Consider the following 19,992-nt stretch of genomic DNA (forward strand, 5'->3'; position numbering starts at 1 on the left):
ACGCCGCGCGGGGTCAGGCCTTAGCCGTCCTTGCGAATGGCCTCGTTCTTGGGGTCATAGGGGCTGTCTTGCACGACTTCGGCGTCCCAAAGGTCACGGAACATGCGCACCTGCACTTTGGTGCCCACCTCGGCCAGGTCCACAGGCAGATACCCCATGCCGATGGATTTGCCGAAGGCCACGGAATAGCCCCCCGACGTCAAACGCCCAACCTTTTGACCGTTGTGGATCAGGGCCTCACGCCCCCACGGATCGGCATCCGCAGGCCCATCAATCAGGAAGGTGACGCATTTGAACCGAACGCCGATCTTTTCCATGGCGTCCTTGCCGTGGAAGTCCTTGCCCAGATCCACAAAGCGCGGCAGGTCCGCCTCAAGGGGCGTCGCGTCGCGGCCCAATTCGGTGCCAAAGGCGCGGTAGGATTTTTCTTGCCGCAGCCAGTTCTGCGCCCGCGCGCCGACCAGTTTCATATCGTGCTTGGCACCCGCCTTTTCGAGCAGATCAAAGAGGTAGTTCTGCATCTCAATCGGGTGGTGCAATTCCCACCCTAGCTCACCGGTATAGGCCACGCGAATGGCGTTGACGGGGCACATGCCCAGTTCAATCTGACGGGTCGAAAGCCACGGGAACCGTTTGTTGGACAGGGCCGTTGCCGGATCCGCGTCAACGATCACCTCGTTGAGAACATCGCGCGCCTTTGGGCCTGCGATGGCAAACACGCCCCACTGGGTGGTGACGTTTTGCACGTCGATCCGGCCAAACTCAGGCTCTTTGTCCTCAATCGCTTTGCGCAGGAAATCGGCGTCGTAATCTGTCCAGGCGCCTGCGGACACAAGGTAATATTCGTCATCCTTCAGGCGCACGATGGTGTATTCCGTGCGCGTCGTGCCGTGGCTGGTCAGCGCATAGGTCAGATTGATGCGGCCCACTTTGGGCAGTTTGTTGGTGGTGAACCAGTCCAGGAACGCGGTAGCACCAGGGCCTTTGACGATGTGTTTGGTGAAGGCCGTGGCGTCGATCAGGCCCACGCCCTCGCGCACGGCCTTGGCCTCTTCCACCGCATGTTGCCACCACGCGCCGCGGCGAAAACTGCGGCTGTCATGGTCAAAAGTGTCCGGCGCATCCAGCGGGCCAAAATAGTTGGGCCTCTCCCATCCGTTCACAAACCCAAACTGCGCGCCGCGCGCCGCCTGGCGGTCATAGGCGGGCGATGTGCGCAACGGACGACAGGCGGGGCGTTCCTCATCCGGGTGGTGCAAAATATAGACGTGGTCGTAGCATTCCTCGTTCTTGCGGGCGGCAAATTCCGTGGTCATCCAGTCGCCGTAACGCTTTGGGTCCAGCGAGGCCATGTCGATCTCCGCCTCGCCCTCGACCATCATCTGCGCAAGATAGTACCCCGTGCCACCGGCCGCCGTGATCCCAAAGCTGAACCCCTCCGCCAGCCACATATTCCGCAACCCCGGCGCCGGTCCCACCAGCGGGTTGCCGTCGGGTGTGTAACAAATCGGCCCGTTGAAATCATCCTTCAACCCGCTGTCTTCGCACGACGGAATGCGGTGGATCATCGCCATATACTGCTCTTCAATCCGTTCCAGATCCAGCTGGAACAGATCGGCACGGAAACTGTCCGGCACTTCGTGTTCAAACACCGCGGGGGCGTTCTTTTCATAGACCCCAAGGATCCAACCCCCGCGTTCTTCGCGCACATAAGATTGCGCATCGGCATCACGAACCACGGGATGTTCCACACCGCCCTGCGCACGAAACTCAACCAATGCGGGGTCCTGATCCATGACGATGAACTGATGTTCCACAGGGATCGCAGGCATCTTGATGCCCAGCATCTTGGCCGTGCGTTGCGCATGGTTGCCGGACGCGGTGACCACATGCTCTGCCGTAATCACGATCTGCTCGTCCGAGGGCACCAAATTGCCGCCCTTCTCAACCATCTTGGTGCAGGTGACCTCCCACGCGTCGCCCGTCCAGTGAAACGCATCCGCCTGCCACTTGCGTTCAATCATAACACCCCGTTGCCGCGCACCCTTGGCCATAGCCATGGTCACATCCGCAGGGTTAATATAGCCGTCTTCGGTGTGATAAATCGCACCCTCAAGGTCCTCGGTGTTAATCAGCGGCCAGCGCGCCTTGATCTCATCAGGCGTCAACCACTCAAACGGTACATCGCAGGTCTCAGCGGTAGAGGCATAGAGCATATATTCGTCCATCCGCTCTTTCGTCTGCGCCATCCGCAAATTGCCCACGACGGCAAAACCCGCGTTCAATCCGGTCTCTTCCTCAAGCGTCTTGTAAAAATCGACCGAGTATTTGTGGATATGGGTCGTCGCATAAGACATGTTGAACAAGGGCAGCAGGCCCGCCGCATGCCATGTGGAGCCTGACGTCAACTCGTCCCGTTCCAGCAGCATCACGTCATCCCAACCGGCCTTGGCCAAATGATACGCAATCGAGGTCCCGACGGCACCGCCGCCAACCACCAGTGCTTTCACGTTCGTCTTCATCGTCGTGCTCTCCTTGATCGTTGCGCCAACACTGCCCCGAAATGCCCCCCTCATGCGAAACCACGCCGACCCCCAAGACACCAAAACCGACCCTCCTTGCGGATCGCCCCGTCTTCATCTGACCCAAAAACTCCCGCCGGAGGCATCGACACCTGCCGCAAACAGCAACATCTGACCGGGCGGGCTCACACCGGCCACAGGCTCCAGAATAAAAGCGCAGCCCGTCAGGGCTGCTCCTTTGACAACCGGTCCGGTCTCGCGGATTTTCGCGCATTCTGAAAGGGTTAACAAAAGGTTGACGTGTGCGGCAATTTTGCGACAGGGGTGCAAACGCCCCGAAATTCCCCTAGGCGTGGCCCCACCGCATACTTATGTTGAAGTTATACATAGCGAGAGAGCCATAAAAATGGCCCCGTGAGGAGAGCAGTATGACACGTAAAGTATGCGCAGCCTTGGTGGCTGCGGCAGCGCTTGGGGCATGTTCGCCCCCAGAAATCACGTCCCGTCTGGACAGCAGCGACACCCTGTTTTCGGGGTTCGAGGCCGCAGACGCCTATACCCCGCGTCCCGTAGGCGCCCGGGCAGACAACGATTTCATGCGCTTTTCCACGATGGGCGTGCATTAACGCCCATGTCCAAAACCCGTAGGACACTGTGCTGCAATTTGCGGCACTCTTGTCGTGTCTTGCCCTTTTTTCCCATGTTTCGCCCTTGGGTCAGGTCTACCTGACTGGACAGCGCGGCCCCCTTCAGGTGACGTTAGGTCACGATGGGGAAACGGAGGGGTCGCATGGCACGGATGAATCTCATGGACGCAGCGGAATTGGCGCGGCTGAGCTATAAGGGCAGCACACGGTTGCCGCCGGTTTTGACAACAATCGACGAAGGTCATGTCGAGGCCTATTTGTTGCGAGACCGCACCTTGGTCATTCCCGGCAGCGGCGAATTGCGCGACTACACGCGGTCCAATCTTGTGGCCAGCGCCGCCAAACTGAAATGGCCGGGTATCGGGACTGCAGCGGCCGCAGCGCTGTGGCACAAAGGCTTTGCGCGCCACGCTATGGTCATCGCGAATGCTTTGGACGGCGTAAAACCGAAATTCATTGTCGGGCATTCGTTGGGGGCGGCGGCGGCGCAGATCTTGGGGTGCATTTGGGGTGTGCCCGCCATTGGCTTTGCCTCGCCCATGCCGCTGCGGACACAAGGGTGGCTGGCCAATGAACACAAAATCCTCAACGTGGTGCGCAATGATGATTTCGTGTGCCGCGTGCCCCCGAAATCACTTGGGTTTCGGCGTGTGGGCAACACGCAAGTGATGATGCCGCGCGGCATCAATATCGGCGAAGATCATTCAATGAAACAGTATATCAAACTGCTGAAGGTCGAATTGCGCGACAAGACCATCATGAAACACTGGTCCGCCCGCTAAAGCATCGCGGGCACCACCAGATCGGGTGGGCGGTGTCCGTCATCGAAGGTCTTGATGTTCAGCAACACCTTCTCCCCCATTTCGATCCGTCCCTCACGGGTGGCGGACCCCATGTGGGGCAGCAAGACGACATTCGACAGCTCCCGCAGGCGGGGGTTGATGTCCTGGCCGTGTTCATAAACGTCAAGGCCTGCTCCTGCGATCTCACCGGCCCTGAGCATGCGGGTCAGGGCGTTCTGGTCGATCACCTCCCCCCGGGCCGTGTTCACGATGACGGCGTCCGGTTTCATCAGCTTCAGACGCCGCGCGTTCATCAGGTGGAATGTTGCGGGGGTATGCGGGCAATTGACCGAGATCACATCCATCCGCGCCACCATCTGATCAAGGCTGTCCCACCAGGTGGCCTCCAGCGCCTCTTCGGTCTCAAGCCGCAGCCTGCGGCGGTTGTTGTAGTGGATTTGCATACCGAAGGCGCGCGCACGGCGGGCCACGGCCTGGCCGATGCGCCCCATGCCCAGGATGCCCAGTCGGCGCCCTGCGATGCGCCCCCCCATCATGGCCGTGGGCGCCCAACCGTCCCAATCGCCGCTTTGCATCTGCGCCAGACCTTCGGGGATGCGGCGGGTCACGGCAAGGATGAGGGCCATGGTCATATCGGCAGTGTCTTCTGTCACGACACCGGGGGTGTTGGACACAAGGATGCCGCGCTGGCGGGCTGTCTGGACGTCGATGTGATCCACGCCTGCACCGTAATTCGCGATCAGTTTGAGCCGCGCGCCGGCCTGGCCCAACACCGCGGCTGAGATCGTATCGGTCACGGTGGGCACCAGAACATCGCAGGTTTGCATGCTCTCGATCAGGGCGGCCTCGGACAGGGGCGTGTCGTCGTCGCGCAGGGTCACATCGAACAGTTCACGCAGACGGATTTCCACGGGATCGGGCAACCGTCGCGTCACGGTAACACTTAGACGTTTGCTGCTCATGGTCAGGGCCCCCTCGCTTGCCCCGATGGGGGCTGTCATGGCAGGTTGCCTGCAAAGGTCCGGCGGCACAAGAACCGCGCTTTCGAAAATCGAAACAGGACTGGTAGAGGGCAGTATTATGATGACAGGACGCGTGGCTTCCTTTCTGTTGGCTTTGGTATTGGCGTCTGGCGCTGTGGCGCAAGAGACGACCGAAACGGCTGTCGTGACACCGATCACGGCTGTGCAAGGCGACCGTGGGCCTGTCACCAATTTGCCCATGCCCCGCTATGTGTCACTGAAGGCGAATGAGGCCAACGTGCGCCGCGGCCCGTCGCTGTCCCATCGGATCGACTGGGTGTTTCAACGCCGCGACATGCCCCTGCGGGTGGTGGGTGAATACGGCCACTGGCGCCGCGTGGTCGACCGCGAAGGCATGGGCGGTTGGGTGCATTATTCCCTGTTGTCCGGCAACCGTACTGTGATCATCGACCACGACATGTTGACCATCCGCCAACGCCCCGATGACACCGCGATGGAAGTGGCGCATCTGGAACTGGGTGTCATCGCCGATTTAGGCGAATGCGATGTGGACTGGTGCCGTTTGCGTGCTGGGGGGTATCGGGGATGGGCGGAAAAAACCGCGTTGTTTGGCGTGGCCCCCGGTGAGCTTCGCGACTGACAGATGTTTTTGGCGCGGGGCTAAAATTATATAATTTTAGCGCCTCCGGCGGAGGTATTTTTGACCCAAAGAAGTCCAAGCCGCGCATCCAAACAGACGGTGGCCGGTTTCGGGCGGGGATAGGGTTCGCCCGCAGCACACCATCGCACAGGCTGGCGCGCCAATGTCTGACACCGCGCCGTTGCGCCTCCTGTAGACTGAACAAGGCCGCATCTTGGCCACGTAAGACCGCCACACGGTGCGGTTTTCAGGCCGCCAAGCCGCGGCCTTTCAGAAGGGCTGTGGCGTCGGGCATGGACCCGCGGAATTTTTGATACAACGTCGCGGCATCCTCAGATCCGCCTGCGGACAGGATATGGGTTTCCAGTTTTTGCGCCATCGCGGGATCAAACGGGCCGCCTTGTTCCTTAAACGCCTCAAAGGCATCGGCATCCATAACCTCGGACCACATGTAGCTGTAGTAGCCCGAAGAATAGCCGTCGCCCGCAAAGACATGGGCGAAATGCGGTGTTGCGTGGCGCATGCGGATGGCATGGGGCATCCCGATGTCCTCAAGCACTTCGGCCTGTTTTTGCATGGGGTCTGCGGGCGCGTCCTCTGTGTCGTGGAAGGCCAGATCAACAAGGGCCGACGCCACGTATTCCACCGTCGAGAACCCCATATCGTAGGTTGCGGCCCCCAGCATCCGGTCCAGCAGGTCGCGCGGCATGGGCTGGCCGGTGTCGGCATGGGTGGCGAATTCTTCCAACACCTCGGGCACCTCGAGCCAGTGTTCATAAAGCTGGCTGGGCAGTTCCACGAAATCGCGCGCCACGGAGGTGCCCGAGATCATGTCATAGGTCACGTCGGACAACATCTGGTGCAGCGCGTGTCCGAATTCATGAAACAAAGTGCGCGCGTCATCGTAGCTGAGCAACGCGGGCTCCCCCTCTGACGGTTTGGCAAAGTTGCACACGTTGATGACATGAGGGCGGATGTCGCCGGCCAGTTTTTGCTGGCTGCGCATGGCCGAGCACCACGCGCCGGAGCGTTTGGAGCCGCGGGCGAAGTAATCCCCGATGAAGACAGCGACATGTTTGCCGTTTCGTGTAACCTCCCATGCGCGGCAATCGGGGTGATAGAGCGGCGCGTCTATGGGGGCGAAGTCGAGGTTGAACAGGCGGTTGGCGCAGGCAAAAGACGCATCGATCATGCGGTCCAGTTGCAGGTAGGGTTTCAGCTCCGCCTCGTTCAGATCATGTTCGGCGGCACGGCGTTTTTCGCTGTAATAGCGCCAATCCCATGCCTCAAGCGGGCCGGTTTCGCCATCAGTGTGCATCATAGCCTGCAAAACCTGCGCGTCCTCTTCGGCGGCGGCCTTGGCGGGTGTCCAGACCTGCATCAGCAGGTCGCGCACGGCGCCAGGCGTGCCCGCCATCTCGGTCTCAAGCTTGTAATCGGCAAAGCTGTCGTAGCCCAAAAGGTTGGCGCGTTCGGCCCGGAGGCTGAGGATTTCTGCAGCAATCGCACGGTTGTCCGTCTCACCGCCGTTTGCACCGCGCGACACCCAGGCGGTGTAGGCCTTTTCGCGCAGATCGCGACGGGGGCAGAATTGCAAAAACGGCACGATCAAGGACCGCGACAGGGTGACGACCGGGCCACCCGCGTCCTTGTCCCGGCCCGCGGCCTTCGCGGCATTAACCACGAAATCGGGCAGACCTGTGAGGTCATCAAGCGGCATGAACCAGCTGCGTTCATCGGCCAGAAGGTTCTGCGTGAATTGGGTGCCCAAAACGCTTAGACGTTGTTTCACCTCAGCCAGACGGTCGGCGGCAAAACCTGTCAGCTGCGCGCCGGACCGCACGAAATTGCGGCGCGTCAACATCAGCACGCGGGCCTGCTCGTCGTTCAGATCGAGGGTGTCGCGGGCCTGCCACAGCGCCTCAATCCGAGCAAACAGATCGGCGTTTGATGTGATCTCGGACGAATAGGCCGACAAGAGCGGCGAAAAGTCCCGCATCAACCCCTCGCGGGCCTCATTGCTGTCCGCGCCTGCCAGTGCGAAAAACGGCGCCAGCGCCTTTTCCAGTGGCGCATCCGCCAACATCAAGGCCTCAATCGTGTTCTCGAACGTGGGTTCGGACCCATCACAAATCGCCGCGATATTGGCGCGGGCCTGATCCAGCGCCGCATCCACCGCGGGGGCGAAATGCGCATCCTCGATCTGGTCAAAGGGGGGCAAATCAAACGGCGTGTTCCAGTCGGACAAAAGCGGGTTGGTCATGGGCGATCTCCTTTGCACTTCAACCTATGCACTTTGGCGCGCCGTTCCACCTTCATCTGACCAGAAAAACTCACATCCGCGCTACCCGCCGGGCGTCCGGTCGCGCAGGTGCCGTTCCAGCCGCCGCAGAACAAGGCTGAGGCCAATGGTCATGGTCAGATAAATAAGCGCCACGATGTTATAGGTTTCAAAATACCGAAAATTGCCCGCCGCCGTGACCTTACCGGCCTGCGTGACATCCAACACCCCCAACACCGACACCAGAGAGCTGTCTTTGACCATCGCGACGAAATCATTGCCCAAGGGCGGCAGGATCCGTCGGAACGCCTGCGGAAAGGTGATGTGGCGGAATCGGTGCCACGCCGACAGGCCCAGCGCCTCGGCCGCCTCAATCTGGCCGCGTTCAATGGATTGGAGCCCAGCGCGAAACACCTCAGAGATAAAGGCGGAATAGCCGATGGTAAGCGCAATGGTCGCCCGCCACAGCATGGAAAAATCGCGGTTCCTGATCGGGTCAAACCCCACCAGGCCCGTGGCCCAATTCCACAGCGCCACCAAGGCAGGGGCCAGCACGAAGGCAACATACAGCAGCAGCACGATGATCGGCACACCGCGCACGACCTCAACATAAAGCCGCGCCACCTGCCGCACGACAATCCAGCGCGACATGGACATCATTGCCAGGCCAAGGCCCAGCGCGTTGGCCAGCGCGAAGCCCACAAGGGTGACAAAGACGGTGATGCGGATGCCTTTCGACAGTGTGCCAAGGACCTGAGTATACAGATCATTCGACAGCACCTGCCAAAAGAAATAGCCGCCCACCGCCAAAACGATGAGCAGCCAATAGGGAAAATCCCTGTCTTGTTTGGGCGTGATCACGCCAAAACTCTGGGCTTATTCGCCCAGTTTGTAGTCAAGGAACCAACGGGTGTTCAGCGCGTCAATCGTCCCGTCGGCCTGCATGTCGGCGATGGCCGCGTTAATGGGGTCAACAAGGTCGGATCCGCGGGGGAAGATGAACCCGAAATCCTCGGTCCCCAGCTTTTCCCCCACGATCTTGAGGCCGCCATCCGACGCATCGACATAGCCGTTGCCAGCGGTCCCATCGGTCAACACAAGGTCGACATCGCCGTTGCGCAAGGCCTGCACACCCGCGCCGAAGGTTTCGAACAACTGGATGCGGGCATTGGCCTCGTCCCCGTCCAGCACGTCATAGACGGCTACATAGAACGGCGTGGTGCCGGGCTGGGCTGCGACCAACAGGTCGTCATCGGCGGCAAAGGACGCGGCATCGCTGAACCGGTCTTCGTCGCCACGCACCAGCATGACCATTTCCGACGTCATGTATTTGTCTGAGAAATCAACGATTTCCGCACGGTCTTCGCGGATGGTGATGCCCGTCATGCCCATATCGAACTGGCCTTCGGACACTGCGGGTATCATGGCATCCCATGAGATGTTCTCGTAGGTCACGGTGGCGTTCAACCGCTGGGCCACCTCGGCCATGGCATCATATTCCCAGCCCACGGCATTGCCGTCGCCGTCAATAAATTGCAGCGGCGGATAGGCGTTTTCGGTCACTACAACAATTTCGCGCCCGTCCAGATCGGGCAGATGCCCATCGGCAAGGGCGGTCGTGGCAAATAGTGCGGCTGTGGCCGCAATCAGGGACGTCATCTTCATGGCAGGCTCCGTTTTTGATATGGGGCGAGTATGGCGCGGCCTGCCGTAGGGGCAATAGGTTAATGACCGCAGACGGGACATTCGGCCCGTGGCTTCGCGGAAATGCTGCGCGTTTCAGCATAAAGCGCGTCATAGATCAGCATGCGGTTCCGCAACCCCTCGCCCGCGCCGGTGATGGCCTTCACGGCCTCCACCGCCATCATCGCGCCAAGAACGCCGGGCAAAGGGCCCAAAACGCCACCCTCGGCGCAACTGGGCACAAGCCCTGCGGCGGGGCGTTCGGGGAAAACACATTCATAGCAGGGCGTGCCGTGCGCAGGGTCATAGAGGCTGATCTGTCCCTCCCACTGGGTCAGGGCGGCGGCGATCAGGGGCGTCTTTGTCTCGGCGCAGATGCGGTTGACCAGATAGCGCGTATCGAAATTGTCAGACCCGTCCAGAACCAGATCATAGTCATCGATCAAATCCCGCGCGATCTCTTCGGTCAGGCGCCGGTGGTAAGGGCGTACGGTGACAAAAGGGTTTAGCGCGCCGATGCCTTCAGCCGCAGAATGGACCTTGGGCATGCCGATGCGCGCATCCGTATGGATCACTTGCCGCTGCAGGTTGGAATTGTCGACCACGTCGTCGTCGATCACACCCAGCGTGCCCACCCCAGCGGCCCCCAGATATTGCAGGGCAGGCGCGCCCAGCCCCCCTGCCCCGATGACCAGCACCTTCGCGTCCTTCAGATCCTTTTGCCCCGGCCCGCCGATCTCACGCAGGACGATGTGGCGGGCGTAGCGGTCAAGCTCGGTTGAGGTAAAGGGCCCCGCATCGGCAGGGGCCTCATAATGAAACGACGGTGCCCCACTGGCGCGCTGACGCACGCGAGACAGCAAAAAAGAATATCCCCAAACGATCAGGCTGACACAGATGATAAATATCCACAGCGCAGGCTCTCCGCCGGTGGTGTCGCGCAGCACGTGACCATCGGGCAGAATAATGTGGATGGCGGTCACCGCAATCAGCAAAAGCCCGACCATCGTCACCCGGGCCGAGTGCGGCAGGTTCATCGCCCAGCCGATGCCCCAGAGGCTTGCGGCCAACACAAGGACAACCATCATCGCGCGCTACTCCGTTCCGGTGGATCCAAAGCCGCCAGCGCCACGGGTCGTGGCGTCCAACGGGCCAATCTGGAACGTAGCCCGCACCACCGGGGCGGCCACCATCTGCGCGATGCGCATCCCATGGGTGATCTCAAACCGATCCGCGCCCCCATTCTGCACGATCACACCCAACGGCCCTCGATAATCACTGTCGATGGTGCCGGGGCTGTTGGGCAGGGTGATCCCGTGTTTCAACGCCAGACCGGACCGCGGCCTGATCTGGACTTCATAGCCCTCAGGAATGGCCAACCGCAGCCCCGTGGGGATCAAAGCCCGCGCCCCGGGGTCCAATATCACCGCGCGACGGTCTTCAAAATTCGCCCGCAGATCAGCCCCCGCCGCACCTGCAGTTTCATAGCACGGCAGGCCCAAAGCCTGATCCGCCCCGTCCATCCACTCCACTTGAATGTTAATCACCAACGCCCCCCCTTCATCTGACCCGAAAAACTCCCCCCGGAGGGCCGCTATCCATTCAAAACTTCGGCTATTTTCTGCGCCAGTCGGGCGGCCACGGCGTCCTTGCCCATGCGCGGCCAATCCTCGGCGCCGGTTTCGGTGATCAGCACCACGTCGTTCTCCGTCCCGCCCATGATGCCGGTGGCGGGTGAAACGTCGTTGGCAACGATCCAGTCGCATCCCTTTCGGGCCCGCTTGGCGGTCGCGTGGGCGATCACATCTTGGGTTTCCGCCGCAAACCCCACGACCAAGGCGGGGCGGGCCTTTGACGCGCAGACGGTTGCAAGAATGTCAGGGTTTTCCGCAAATTCCAAAACCGGCAGGCCCTTGCCGTCCTTCTTGATCTTCTGATCCGAGGCTGACGCCACGCGCCAATCCGCCACGGCTGCGGCAAATACACCGGCGTCCACATCTTGGGCAGATCGCACGGCGTCCAACATCTCGTCCGCCGTCTGGACGGCGACCACATCCGCACCCACAGGCGGCGGCACGTCGGCGGGGCCTGTCACAAATGTCACCCGCGCGCCCAGGCTCAAAAGTGCGCGCGCGATGGCTGTGCCTTGCGCGCCGGAAGATCTGTTGGCGATGTAGCGGACAGGATCAATCGGCTCATGGGTCGGGCCGGACGTCACGAGGATATGTTTACCCCGCAAAGGCCCATCCCCAAGGGCGGCATCCACCGCGTCGGCAATCGCCAGCGGCTCCGCCATTCGGCCAAATCCAAATTCACCACACGCCATATCGCCCTGATCTGGGCCGCATGTCAAAATACCATCATTTTGTAGAGTCCGCAGATTGCGCTGCGTTGCTGGATGTTCCCACATGCGGACGTTCATGGCAGGCGCGATCAGGACCCGTTTGTCTGTCGCCATCAAGAGGGTCGAAGCCAGATCGTTTGCATGACCGTTGGCCATTTTTGCCATCAAATCTGCCGTGGCAGGGGCCACGACCACAAGATCGGCGGCCCGGCTGAGTTCAATATGACCCATCTCGGCCTCATCGTTCAGATCGAACAGATTCTGATAGACCTTTTCGCCCGCAAGCGCCGAGGTGCTGAGCGGTGTCACAAATTCAGTCGCCGCCGGGGTCAGCACAGGGACAACACGGTATCCGCGTTCCCGCAACCGTCGGATCAGATCAAGCGACTTGAAGGCCGCAATGCCACCGCCGATCACCAAAAGGATGGTTTTGCCTGTCATGATGTCCCTTTCGTTTCGCCCACCAGATTAGGTGGTACGCACACAAAGGGCCAGAATGAAAACCGCCCACCGACTGGGGGTCGGCGGGCGGTTAATACTGATACGAGGGAACAATCGTATCAGACGAGGAAATGCATCACCTCTTTGGATTGACCTTCGAGGCTTTTGCGCATCTTACCAAAGGCTGCGGCCTCCAACTGGCGAACGCGTTCCTTGCTCAGGCCGAGTTCGACGCCAAGGCTTTCAAGGGTCCGTGGATCATCCCGCAATTTGCGTTCGCGGACGATGAATTGTTCGCGGTCATTCAGGCTTGTCAGTGCTGTCAACAACCACTGACGCAACGTGTCCGTGTCGTGATCGTTTTCAACGGTTTCGGCGGCCTGCGCGCCATCGTCTTCGAGAGCGTCAATCCATTCGCGGCCTTCATCTTCGGTGGATTGGGTCGCGTTCAACGAAAAGTCGGACCCGCTGAGGCGGCCTTCCATCATCTCTACGTCATGCAGGGGCACACCCACTTCCGTGGCGATCATCTGGCGCATTTCGTGCCGGTCGAGGACTTCACCCCGCGCCAGGGCTTCACGTTCCAAACGGGCCTGCACGCGGCGCATGTTGAAGAACAGTGATTTCTGAGACGACGTGGACCCGGTGCGCACCATCGACCAGTTGCGCATCACGTGATCCTGAATCGATGCCTTGATCCACCACACGGCATATGTCGAAAAACGCACGCCGCGGTCAGGGTCGAATTTGTCGGCCGCCTTCATCAGACCCAGCGACGCCTCTTGGATCAGGTCATTCATGGAGGCGCCATAACGTTTGAATTTCGACGCCATGGAAATCGCGAGACGCATGTACGCCGTGATCAGGCGGTGCAACGATTCTTCGCATCGCTCATCGCGCCAAGCATAGGCAAGTTTCAGTTCAGTTTCCGCGTCCAAAAGCTCCGCCTTCATGGCAGTGCGTGAAAGACTTTGGTCGTAGCGGCCATCAAACGCCATTGGTCTTCTCCCCGAACGTATTTTGCTTTTTGTCTTAGTGTGGTTACGTGACACGAAAGCATCTGGATCACAGGAAGTTCCGAAATTGCCCTTGTCTTCGTTTACTTTTGTCATAGGTGGCACTGCGTCGGGAAAATCCGCATACGCGGAAAGCCTTTGTTTTCAAACGAAAAAGCCGCGCGTTTATATCGCAACGGCGCAGGCATTCGATGATGAAATGCGTGCAAAAATTTCTTTGCACCAGGCACAACGGGGCGACGATTGGCGCACGTTGGAGGCCCCGCTGGAGGCCGCCGCGGCGCTTGCGACTTGCACGGCGGACGATGTTGTCCTGCTCGATTGTGCGACCTTGTGGCTAAGCAATCTGCTGTTGGCGGACCGTGATCTGGACGCGGACGGGGACGCCCTGTTGGGGGCCATTGCCACCTGCCCCGCACAGGTCATCGTGGTGTCCAATGAGGTGGGCCAAGGCGTTGTGCCAGACAACGCGCTGGCCCGTCAGTTCCGCAACGCCCAAGGCCGGTTGAACCAGAAACTAGCGGCGCAGGCGGACACAGTGGTGCAGGTGATCGTGGGATTGCCGCAGGTTCTGAAGGGGCAGATATGACCGTCGTCTATTGGGTCCGGCATGGGCCCACCCATGAAAAGACGTTCGTCGGCCACCGTGATGTGGCCGCAGATTTGTCGGATCGCGCGATGATCGCGCGGGTCGACAAAGCCCTGCCCCGGCGCGCCGTGGTGGTGTCCTCCGACCTCAGGCGATCCATCGACACGGCCACAGCCATCGGGGGCGATCGCCCCCGCCTGCCCCACTGCGCGGGTCTGCGAGAGTTTGATTTTGGCGCATGGGACGGGCTGCATTTTGCGCAAGTCGCTGAAAAATGGCCGGATCTCAGCCGCGCCTACTGGGAAACCCCTGGCGATGTGGCAGCCCCCGACGGAGAAAGCTGGAACATGGCAGAGGCCCGCGTCAGCGCAGAGATCGCCGCCGTTATCGCGGAAAACCCCCGCCGCGATATCATCGCGGTGGCGCATTTCGGTGCGATTTTAACTCAGGTGGCCAAGGCGGCAGGCATCACGCCCTACCGCGCCTTGGCGCACCGGATCGACAACTTTTCGATCACCGAAATTCAGATGCGTCCGACGCCGGGCGTGGCGCGGATCAATCATTTGCCGTGATGAAGCGCCCCACACATCACGATTTGCGTGAGGAGGCATATCTGCCCTAACGTGCCGTTATGACTTATGATTTACTTATCGGCCAACGCCTGTACTCAAGCTGGTCCCTGCGGGGATGGCTTCCGTTTATTGTCCATGACATCCCTGTGCGGGTTCAGGACACCCTGATTTATGGCGACGCGTTTTATGACGATGTCGCAGCCTTTGGCGGGCACCGCACCGTGCCTGTGGTGAAAACGCCGGATGGCGGCCTGTTGACCGACAGCCTGTCGATCGCGTGGCATCTGGCCGAGGCGTTCCCAGATCGCGGTTTGCTGCCCGCAGGCCCCGCCCAGCGCGCCAAGGCGATGAACATGATCTGCGAAATGCACAGCGGTTTCATGGCTCTGCGCTCTGCCTGTCCGATGAACCTTGCGACCGCATGGGATGGGTTTGCCCCCGACGCCGCGGTGCGCGCAGATGTGGCGCGGATCGAGGCGGTGTGGGGGGATGCGTTGGCAGCATCTGACGGCCCGTTCTTGTTTGGCGACTATGGGTTGGCTGACGCCTATTTCGCACCCGTGGCCATTCGCATTGCGGGCTATGGTCTGTCTGTGTCGGACGTGACGCAGGCCTATGTTCAAGCCCAACTGTCCCACCCTGCGATCCTGCGGTGGCGCACCGAAGGGCTGGACCGTGATGTTGAACTGTCCCAATACGATCAACCGCACACACGCATTCCGTTCCCCATGCCCTGAAGACGCGCACCCCGAAGCCTCGTCTTGCGTTAACCTTTCCTAAACCCTTGTCATCGCAGTCTTCGCGGGTGGTGTTAACCATAACGACGGGGTGAAGGATGGTTGCGCGGGCCTATACGGTGGCGTTTGAGGGCGTGGATGCCCGCATGGTTGAGGTTCAGTGCGCGACCTCGCCTGGGTTGCCGTCCTTTTCGATCGTGGGCCTGCCCGACAAGGCCGTGTCAGAGGCGCGTGACCGCGTGCGCGCGGCCCTGGGTGCGCTGTCCCTGGCGCTGCCGGCCAAGAAAATCACCGTCAACCTGTCGCCTGCGGACCTGCCCAAAGAAGGATCGCATTTCGATTTGCCCATCGCGCTGGCCCTCATGGCGGCTATGGGCACGGTGCCGCAGGACACCTGCGCCAACACCGTGGCCCTTGGGGAATTGTCGCTGGACGGCACTTTGGTGCCCGTATTGGGCGCTTTGCCCGCCGCCATGGCCGCCGCCGCAGAAGGCAAAACGCTGGTGTGCCCCGCCCCCTGCGGGCCAGAGGCCGCCTGGGTTGAGGCTGCGGCCGTCTATGCCCCTGCCTCCCTCGCCGAGGCGTTGCGGCATTTCACCGGCCAGGCGCCCCTGCCCACAGCCCACCCCGGTGAGGTTAAAAGCCCCACAAGCCACCGCGATTTCGCCGATGTCAAAGGCCAGGAGAAAGCCAAACGCGCGTTGGAAATTGCAGCCACGGGGCGGCACCACGCGCTGATGGTGGGCACGCCGGGGTCGGGAAAATCCATGTTGGCCGCGCGGCTGTCCGGCATCCTGCCGCCGCTGTCCCCAACGGAGGCATTGGAGACGTCGATGATCCATTCATTGGCTGGTTTGCTCAGCGATGGCGGGATCAACCGCGCGCGGCCCTTTCGCGAACCCCACCACACGGCCTCTATGGCCGCGATTGTGGGCGGCGGGCGTGGCGCCAAACCGGGGGAAATTTCGCTGGCACACAATGGCGTGTTGTTCATGGATGAATTCCCCGAATACCCGCGCACCGTGCTGGAAACCCTGCGCCAACCCATTGAGACGGGTGAGGTCGTGGTGGCGCGGGCCAATGCCCACGTGCGCTATCCGTGCCGCTTCATGCTGGTGGCCGCCGCGAACCCCTGCAAATGCGGCTACCTGAGCGATCCGGCCCGCGCCTGTGCTCGCGTGCCCATTTGCGGGGAAGAGTACATGCAGCGAATATCGGGGCCCTTGATGGACCGCTTCGATCTGCGGATCGAAGTGCCCCCTGTGGCGTTGCAGGATCTTGATCTGCCGGCCGCGGGCGAAACCTCCGCAGACATCGCCGCGCGTGTGGCCGCGGGTCGCGCCGTGCAATCGGCGCGGTTCGCGGGCACGTCCATGCGGGTCAATGCAGATCTGGAAGGCGGCGCGCTTGAAGACGTGGCGACACCGGACGCCGAGGGCAAAGACATGTTGTTGAAGGTCGCGGACCGGTTCGGGCTGAGCGCGCGCGGCTATCACCGCGTGCTGCGCGTGGCGCGCACCATCGCCGATCTGGACGGGTCGGACACCGTGCGCAAACCCCACGTGGCCGAGGCCGTGGGTTACCGTTTAGCCCTGTCCAAAGAGGTTTGAACGAAGGCTGCGGCGCGGCGCATGGCGGCATTGGCCTCTGGCAGGCGGCCATCAAACATCTGCCAGACGTGAAAAACATCGGCCCATACGTCTAATGTGCCGCCCAACTTGTCCGCCATACGTGCCGCGTCGCTGAACAGCACCTCATCGCGACCCACTTGGATCAGCGCGGGCGGCGGGTCGGGAAAGTCCGCGAACAGCGGGCTGGCGCGAGGATCGCGCCGGTCTGCTGGGCCAAGGTACAAATCGACGGCCTCTTGCATGCGGGACACAGGCAAAAGCGGGTCTTTGTCCTTGTTCAAGATCAGGCTTTCGCCCGATAGGGTCATGTCCGTCCACGGCGAAAATGCCAGCACAGCTGCCGGTTTTTCCCCACGTTGCAAAAGGGTGGCCAACAGCCCAAACAGCAGGTTGCCCCCCGCGCTGTCACCGGCAAGAACGATGGAATGGGGCGCAAATCCCTGCGCTAGCAGCGCGTCCCATGCCGCCTGAACCGCGTCTGGGGCCGCTGGAAACGGGGCCTGCTGCAATTTGGGGTAATCCGGCAAATAGACCGCGACGCCCGTGCGTTTGGCAAGTCGTGCGGCCATGGCACGGTAACTGCGGCGCGATCCGGTGACGAAGGCGCCACCGTGCAGATAGAGGATCGCCGCGTCGGGCCGCACTGTGCCGCAGGTGATGCGCGCAAAGGCGGGTTCATCCTGAACCACTGTGCCCTTGGGCACGCTGAAAAGATAGGGCGCGGCCCGTTCGAAATCCCGGTTCGCACTTTCCGGCGTGCCGCGTTTGGCCAGTTTGGGCTTTTCAAAAAGCCGCATTCCCAACCGCAGCGCCCGCAGACGAAAGGAGGGCCGCGTCACGGACGTTTTGCCTCGATCGCCTCCCAGATTTTGGCGGCGATGTTGACGTCGTCAAACCGTTCCAGTTCCTGAATGCCGGTGGGCGAGGTCACGTTGATTTCGGTCAGATAATCGCCAATAACATCGATGCCGACGAAAACCTGCCCCTTTTCGCGCAACAGTGGGCCGATCCGGTCACAAATTTCGCGATCCCGATCGGTCAGGGCCACTTTCTCAGGCCGTCCGCCGACGTGCATGTTGGACCGCGTCTCACCCTTGGCCGGAACGCGGTTGATCGCACCGACGGGACGGCCATCGACCAAGATCACCCGTTTGTCGCCCGCGCTGACGGCAGGCAGAAACTTTTGCATGATCAACGGCTCACGATTGATGCCCGAGAACAGCTCATGCAGGGACGCGAGATTGCTGTCGCCTTGGCTGAGTTTGAACACCCCCGCCCCGCCGTTCCCGTAAAGCGGTTTGAGGATCACATCGCCATGCCGGTCGCGGAACGCCTTGAGGGTGCCCAGATCGCGGGCGATGGCGGTGGGCGGTGTGAGGTCAGGAAAATCGAGGACGAGGAGTTTTTCCGGATAGTTGCGGACCCAAAACGGGTCATTCACGACCAGCGTGTCCGGATGGATCCGGTCAAGGATATGGGTCGTGGTGATATAGCCCATGTCAAAGGGGGGATCCTGACGCAGCCAGATCACATCAACCTCTGCCAGATCCTGCTCTCGCATTTCACCGACATCGAAATGATTGCCAACCTCACGGCGGACGACAAGATCCTGCCCGCGGGCCAGAACCCGCCCCTCTTGGTAGCTGAGCTGATCTGGCGTGTAGTAAAACAGCTGATGTCCCCGCGCCTGCGCCTCTTCGGCCAATCGAAACGAGCTGTCGGCGTTGATGTCGATGCCCCCGATGGGGTCCATTTGAAAGGCAACTGTCAAAGGCTTTGGCGAAGTCATGGGTCTGTCCGTATCAGAAAAGTCCCTACAGACATGGACCCGTAGACGTCGCGGTGCAATGGGCGATGGCGCAGTTACGCCGCCATCGAGATGTTTTCGATCACGTCGACGCGACCCGCACCATCGACCAGCGCCAGATCAATGCGCATATCGGTCAACTGACCCTTGGGTTGGGTTTCCAGAAATTCGACACTGGCGCCATAGATGCGATTGAGCTGTCGCGCGCTGAGACGTTCAGCGGCTTGGGCATGGGTGCGGCTTTTCTTGACTTCGATGAACACGATGGCGTCCCCGTCTTGCGCGACCAGATCGATTTCGCCCGATTGCCCCCGCCAACGGCGCGCCAAAGTCGGCTGACCGGCGCGGGCGTATTTCAGGGCAACAATGTCTTCTGCCGCATGGCCTGCATGGTAATTTGTCGATCCGCGTATTTGTCGGGTCATGTATCGTCTTTCTTCATATCCAGCGCCATTTGATACACGTCGCGGCGGGGCAAACCGGTGGCCCCTGCGACGGCTGTGGCGGCGTCCTTGATGCGCATGGATAGCAAGGCAGTCGTTAAAGCGGCTTTAACGTCGGCAATGTCGGTCTGCTGATCCGCCCCCCGATCGATCAAGACGACGATTTCGCCCTTCAACGTGCGGTCAGCCAGCACATCGATCAGGTCGTCCGCCGTGCCGCGCAGGACGTCTTCGAATTTCTTGGTCAACTCGCGGCAGATCACGATCTGACGGTCGCCGCCCATCGTCTGTGCGATGTCCGACACCAACGCGGCAATGCGTTTGGGAGATTCGTAGAGCACCACTGTCGCCTGCAATTCGCGTAGATGTTCGAGAGATGTGCGGCGCGCGGCCGACGCGTTTGGCAAAAATCCGGCAAAGTGAAAGGCATCGCTTGGCAGGCCTGAAATGGTCAGCGCCGCCAGAACAGCCGACGCCCCCGGGGCGGCTGTGAGGGGCAGACCGGCCGTGCGCATGTCTGCGGCCAGTTTATAGCCGGGGTCCGCGACCAGCGGCGTTCCGGCCTCAGAGACATAGGCGACTGATTTGCCGTCTTTCACCAACGTCATAAGACGTGCACGCACGTTTTCACCCGAATGATCGTGGTAGGCGACCATCGGACGATCGCCAATGCTGATGCCGTGAATGTCCATCAATTTGCGCGCCGTGCGCGTGTCTTCGGCGGCCACAACATCGGCACTTGCAAGGATATCGAGGGTGCGCAACGTCACATCGCGCGCATTGCCAATGGGGACCGCGCACAAGTAAAGACCCGCCGAGAGGGGAATGTTGCGATGATTCATACCTAGACCCT

20 protein-coding genes are annotated in these 19,992 nt (G+C 60.9%); 7 read left to right on the forward strand and 13 right to left on the reverse strand.

The features are described 5' to 3' along the window. Positions 1-20: 20 nt before the first annotated feature. Positions 21-2,522 carry a GcvT family protein gene (locus tag PSJ8397_RS13320; protein ID WP_085865102.1) on the reverse strand — a complete coding sequence of 834 codons (2,502 nt, stop codon included), beginning with the start codon at positions 2,520-2,522 and terminating at the stop codon, positions 21-23. Positions 2,523-2,950: 428 nt separating this feature from the next. Between PSJ8397_RS13320 and PSJ8397_RS13325 the strand changes: the two genes are divergently transcribed. Both PSJ8397_RS13325 and PSJ8397_RS13330 read left to right on the forward strand, forming a co-directional pair. After that, on the forward strand, positions 2,951-3,148 hold the full coding sequence (locus PSJ8397_RS13325) for a hypothetical protein (protein WP_085865103.1): 198 nt from the start codon (positions 2,951-2,953) through the stop codon (positions 3,146-3,148). Positions 3,149-3,312: 164 nt separating this feature from the next. Beyond that, positions 3,313-3,951, forward strand: coding sequence for an alpha/beta hydrolase family protein (locus PSJ8397_RS13330; protein ID WP_085865104.1), 639 nt, complete (start codon positions 3,313-3,315; stop codon positions 3,949-3,951). Here the strand turns inward: PSJ8397_RS13330 and PSJ8397_RS13335 are convergent. Next, positions 3,948-4,934 (reverse strand): 2-hydroxyacid dehydrogenase, encoded by a 987-nt coding sequence (locus tag PSJ8397_RS13335; RefSeq protein ID WP_085865155.1) that lies wholly within the window; start codon positions 4,932-4,934, stop codon positions 3,948-3,950. The two genes, PSJ8397_RS13330 and PSJ8397_RS13335, sit on opposite strands and share 4 nt — an antisense overlap. Positions 4,935-5,052: 118 nt before the next feature. Here PSJ8397_RS13335 and PSJ8397_RS13340 point away from each other — a divergent pair, with 118 nt between their 5' ends. Then, entirely contained in the window at positions 5,053-5,595 is a 543-nt protein-coding gene (locus tag PSJ8397_RS13340) for an SH3 domain-containing protein (RefSeq protein ID WP_085865105.1), read from the forward strand. Between the two features lie 247 nt (positions 5,596-5,842). On the opposite strand, the gene PSJ8397_RS13345 is transcribed toward PSJ8397_RS13340, so the two are convergent. From PSJ8397_RS13345 to PSJ8397_RS13375, 7 genes are all read right to left on the reverse strand, one after another. Next, complete coding sequence (locus PSJ8397_RS13345; RefSeq protein WP_085865106.1) at positions 5,843-7,858, reverse strand: M3 family metallopeptidase; 2,016 nt, start codon at positions 7,856-7,858, stop codon at positions 5,843-5,845. An 81-nt stretch (positions 7,859-7,939) separates the two neighbouring features. Then, positions 7,940-8,737, reverse strand: a complete 798-nt coding sequence (locus PSJ8397_RS13350; RefSeq protein ID WP_143515476.1) for an amino acid ABC transporter permease — start codon at positions 8,735-8,737, stop codon at positions 7,940-7,942. Positions 8,738-8,752: 15 nt separating this feature from the next. After that, positions 8,753-9,535 carry a transporter substrate-binding domain-containing protein gene (locus PSJ8397_RS13355; RefSeq protein ID WP_407691752.1) on the reverse strand — a complete coding sequence of 261 codons (783 nt, stop codon included), beginning with the start codon at positions 9,533-9,535 and terminating at the stop codon, positions 8,753-8,755. Between the two features lie 65 nt (positions 9,536-9,600). Further along, the gene (locus PSJ8397_RS13360; RefSeq protein ID WP_085865108.1) at positions 9,601-10,647 is read right to left on the reverse strand and encodes a HesA/MoeB/ThiF family protein; all 1,047 of its coding nucleotides are present in this window, start codon (positions 10,645-10,647) and stop codon (positions 9,601-9,603) included. A 6-nt stretch (positions 10,648-10,653) separates the two neighbouring features. Then, positions 10,654-11,082: a dUTP diphosphatase gene (gene dut / locus PSJ8397_RS13365; protein ID WP_407691753.1), complete on the reverse strand. Its 429-nt coding sequence runs from the start codon at positions 11,080-11,082 to the stop codon at positions 10,654-10,656. 71 nt (positions 11,083-11,153) lie between these two features. Further along, positions 11,154-12,344: a bifunctional phosphopantothenoylcysteine decarboxylase/phosphopantothenate--cysteine ligase CoaBC gene (coaBC, locus tag PSJ8397_RS13370; protein WP_085865109.1), complete on the reverse strand. Its 1,191-nt coding sequence runs from the start codon at positions 12,342-12,344 to the stop codon at positions 11,154-11,156. Between the two features lie 119 nt (positions 12,345-12,463). After that, positions 12,464-13,342: an RNA polymerase factor sigma-32 gene (locus PSJ8397_RS13375; protein ID WP_085865110.1), complete on the reverse strand. Its 879-nt coding sequence runs from the start codon at positions 13,340-13,342 to the stop codon at positions 12,464-12,466. A gap of 37 nt (positions 13,343-13,379) precedes the next feature. On the opposite strand from PSJ8397_RS13375, the gene cobU reads away from it, so the two are divergent. From cobU to PSJ8397_RS13395, 4 genes are all read left to right on the forward strand, one after another. Then, complete coding sequence (cobU, locus tag PSJ8397_RS13380) at positions 13,380-13,949, forward strand: bifunctional adenosylcobinamide kinase/adenosylcobinamide-phosphate guanylyltransferase (protein ID WP_306372145.1); 570 nt, start codon at positions 13,380-13,382, stop codon at positions 13,947-13,949. Further along, a complete protein-coding gene (locus PSJ8397_RS13385; RefSeq protein ID WP_085865112.1) occupies positions 13,946-14,521 on the forward strand; it encodes a histidine phosphatase family protein in 576 nt (191 codons plus the stop codon). The genes cobU and PSJ8397_RS13385 overlap by 4 nt, the downstream gene beginning before the upstream one ends. 59 nt (positions 14,522-14,580) lie before the next feature. Then, positions 14,581-15,258, forward strand: a complete 678-nt coding sequence (locus tag PSJ8397_RS13390) for a glutathione S-transferase (protein WP_085865113.1) — start codon at positions 14,581-14,583, stop codon at positions 15,256-15,258. A gap of 98 nt (positions 15,259-15,356) precedes the next feature. Next, complete coding sequence (locus tag PSJ8397_RS13395; RefSeq protein ID WP_085865114.1) at positions 15,357-16,868, forward strand: YifB family Mg chelatase-like AAA ATPase; 1,512 nt, start codon at positions 15,357-15,359, stop codon at positions 16,866-16,868. Here the strand turns inward: PSJ8397_RS13395 and PSJ8397_RS13400 are convergent. The 4 genes from PSJ8397_RS13400 to rsmI form a co-directional block, all read right to left on the reverse strand. Next, the gene (locus PSJ8397_RS13400) at positions 16,838-17,728 is read right to left on the reverse strand and encodes an alpha/beta hydrolase (protein ID WP_235000751.1); all 891 of its coding nucleotides are present in this window, start codon (positions 17,726-17,728) and stop codon (positions 16,838-16,840) included. The genes PSJ8397_RS13395 and PSJ8397_RS13400 overlap by 31 nt on opposite strands. Continuing rightward, complete coding sequence (gene gshB / locus PSJ8397_RS13405; protein WP_085865115.1) at positions 17,725-18,678, reverse strand: glutathione synthase; 954 nt, start codon at positions 18,676-18,678, stop codon at positions 17,725-17,727. Before gshB ends, PSJ8397_RS13400 begins: the two co-directional genes overlap by 4 nt. A gap of 74 nt (positions 18,679-18,752) precedes the next feature. Then, positions 18,753-19,121 carry a YraN family protein gene (locus PSJ8397_RS13410; RefSeq protein WP_407691750.1) on the reverse strand — a complete coding sequence of 123 codons (369 nt, stop codon included), beginning with the start codon at positions 19,119-19,121 and terminating at the stop codon, positions 18,753-18,755. Continuing rightward, a complete protein-coding gene (rsmI, locus tag PSJ8397_RS13415; RefSeq protein WP_085865116.1) occupies positions 19,118-19,981 on the reverse strand; it encodes a 16S rRNA (cytidine(1402)-2'-O)-methyltransferase in 864 nt (287 codons plus the stop codon). Before rsmI ends, PSJ8397_RS13410 begins: the two co-directional genes overlap by 4 nt. Positions 19,982-19,992: the final 11 nt, after the last annotated feature.

The sequence above is a fragment of the Pseudooctadecabacter jejudonensis genome (assembly GCF_900172275.1).
Taxonomy (GTDB): Bacteria; Pseudomonadota; Alphaproteobacteria; order Rhodobacterales; family Rhodobacteraceae; genus Octadecabacter; species Octadecabacter jejudonensis.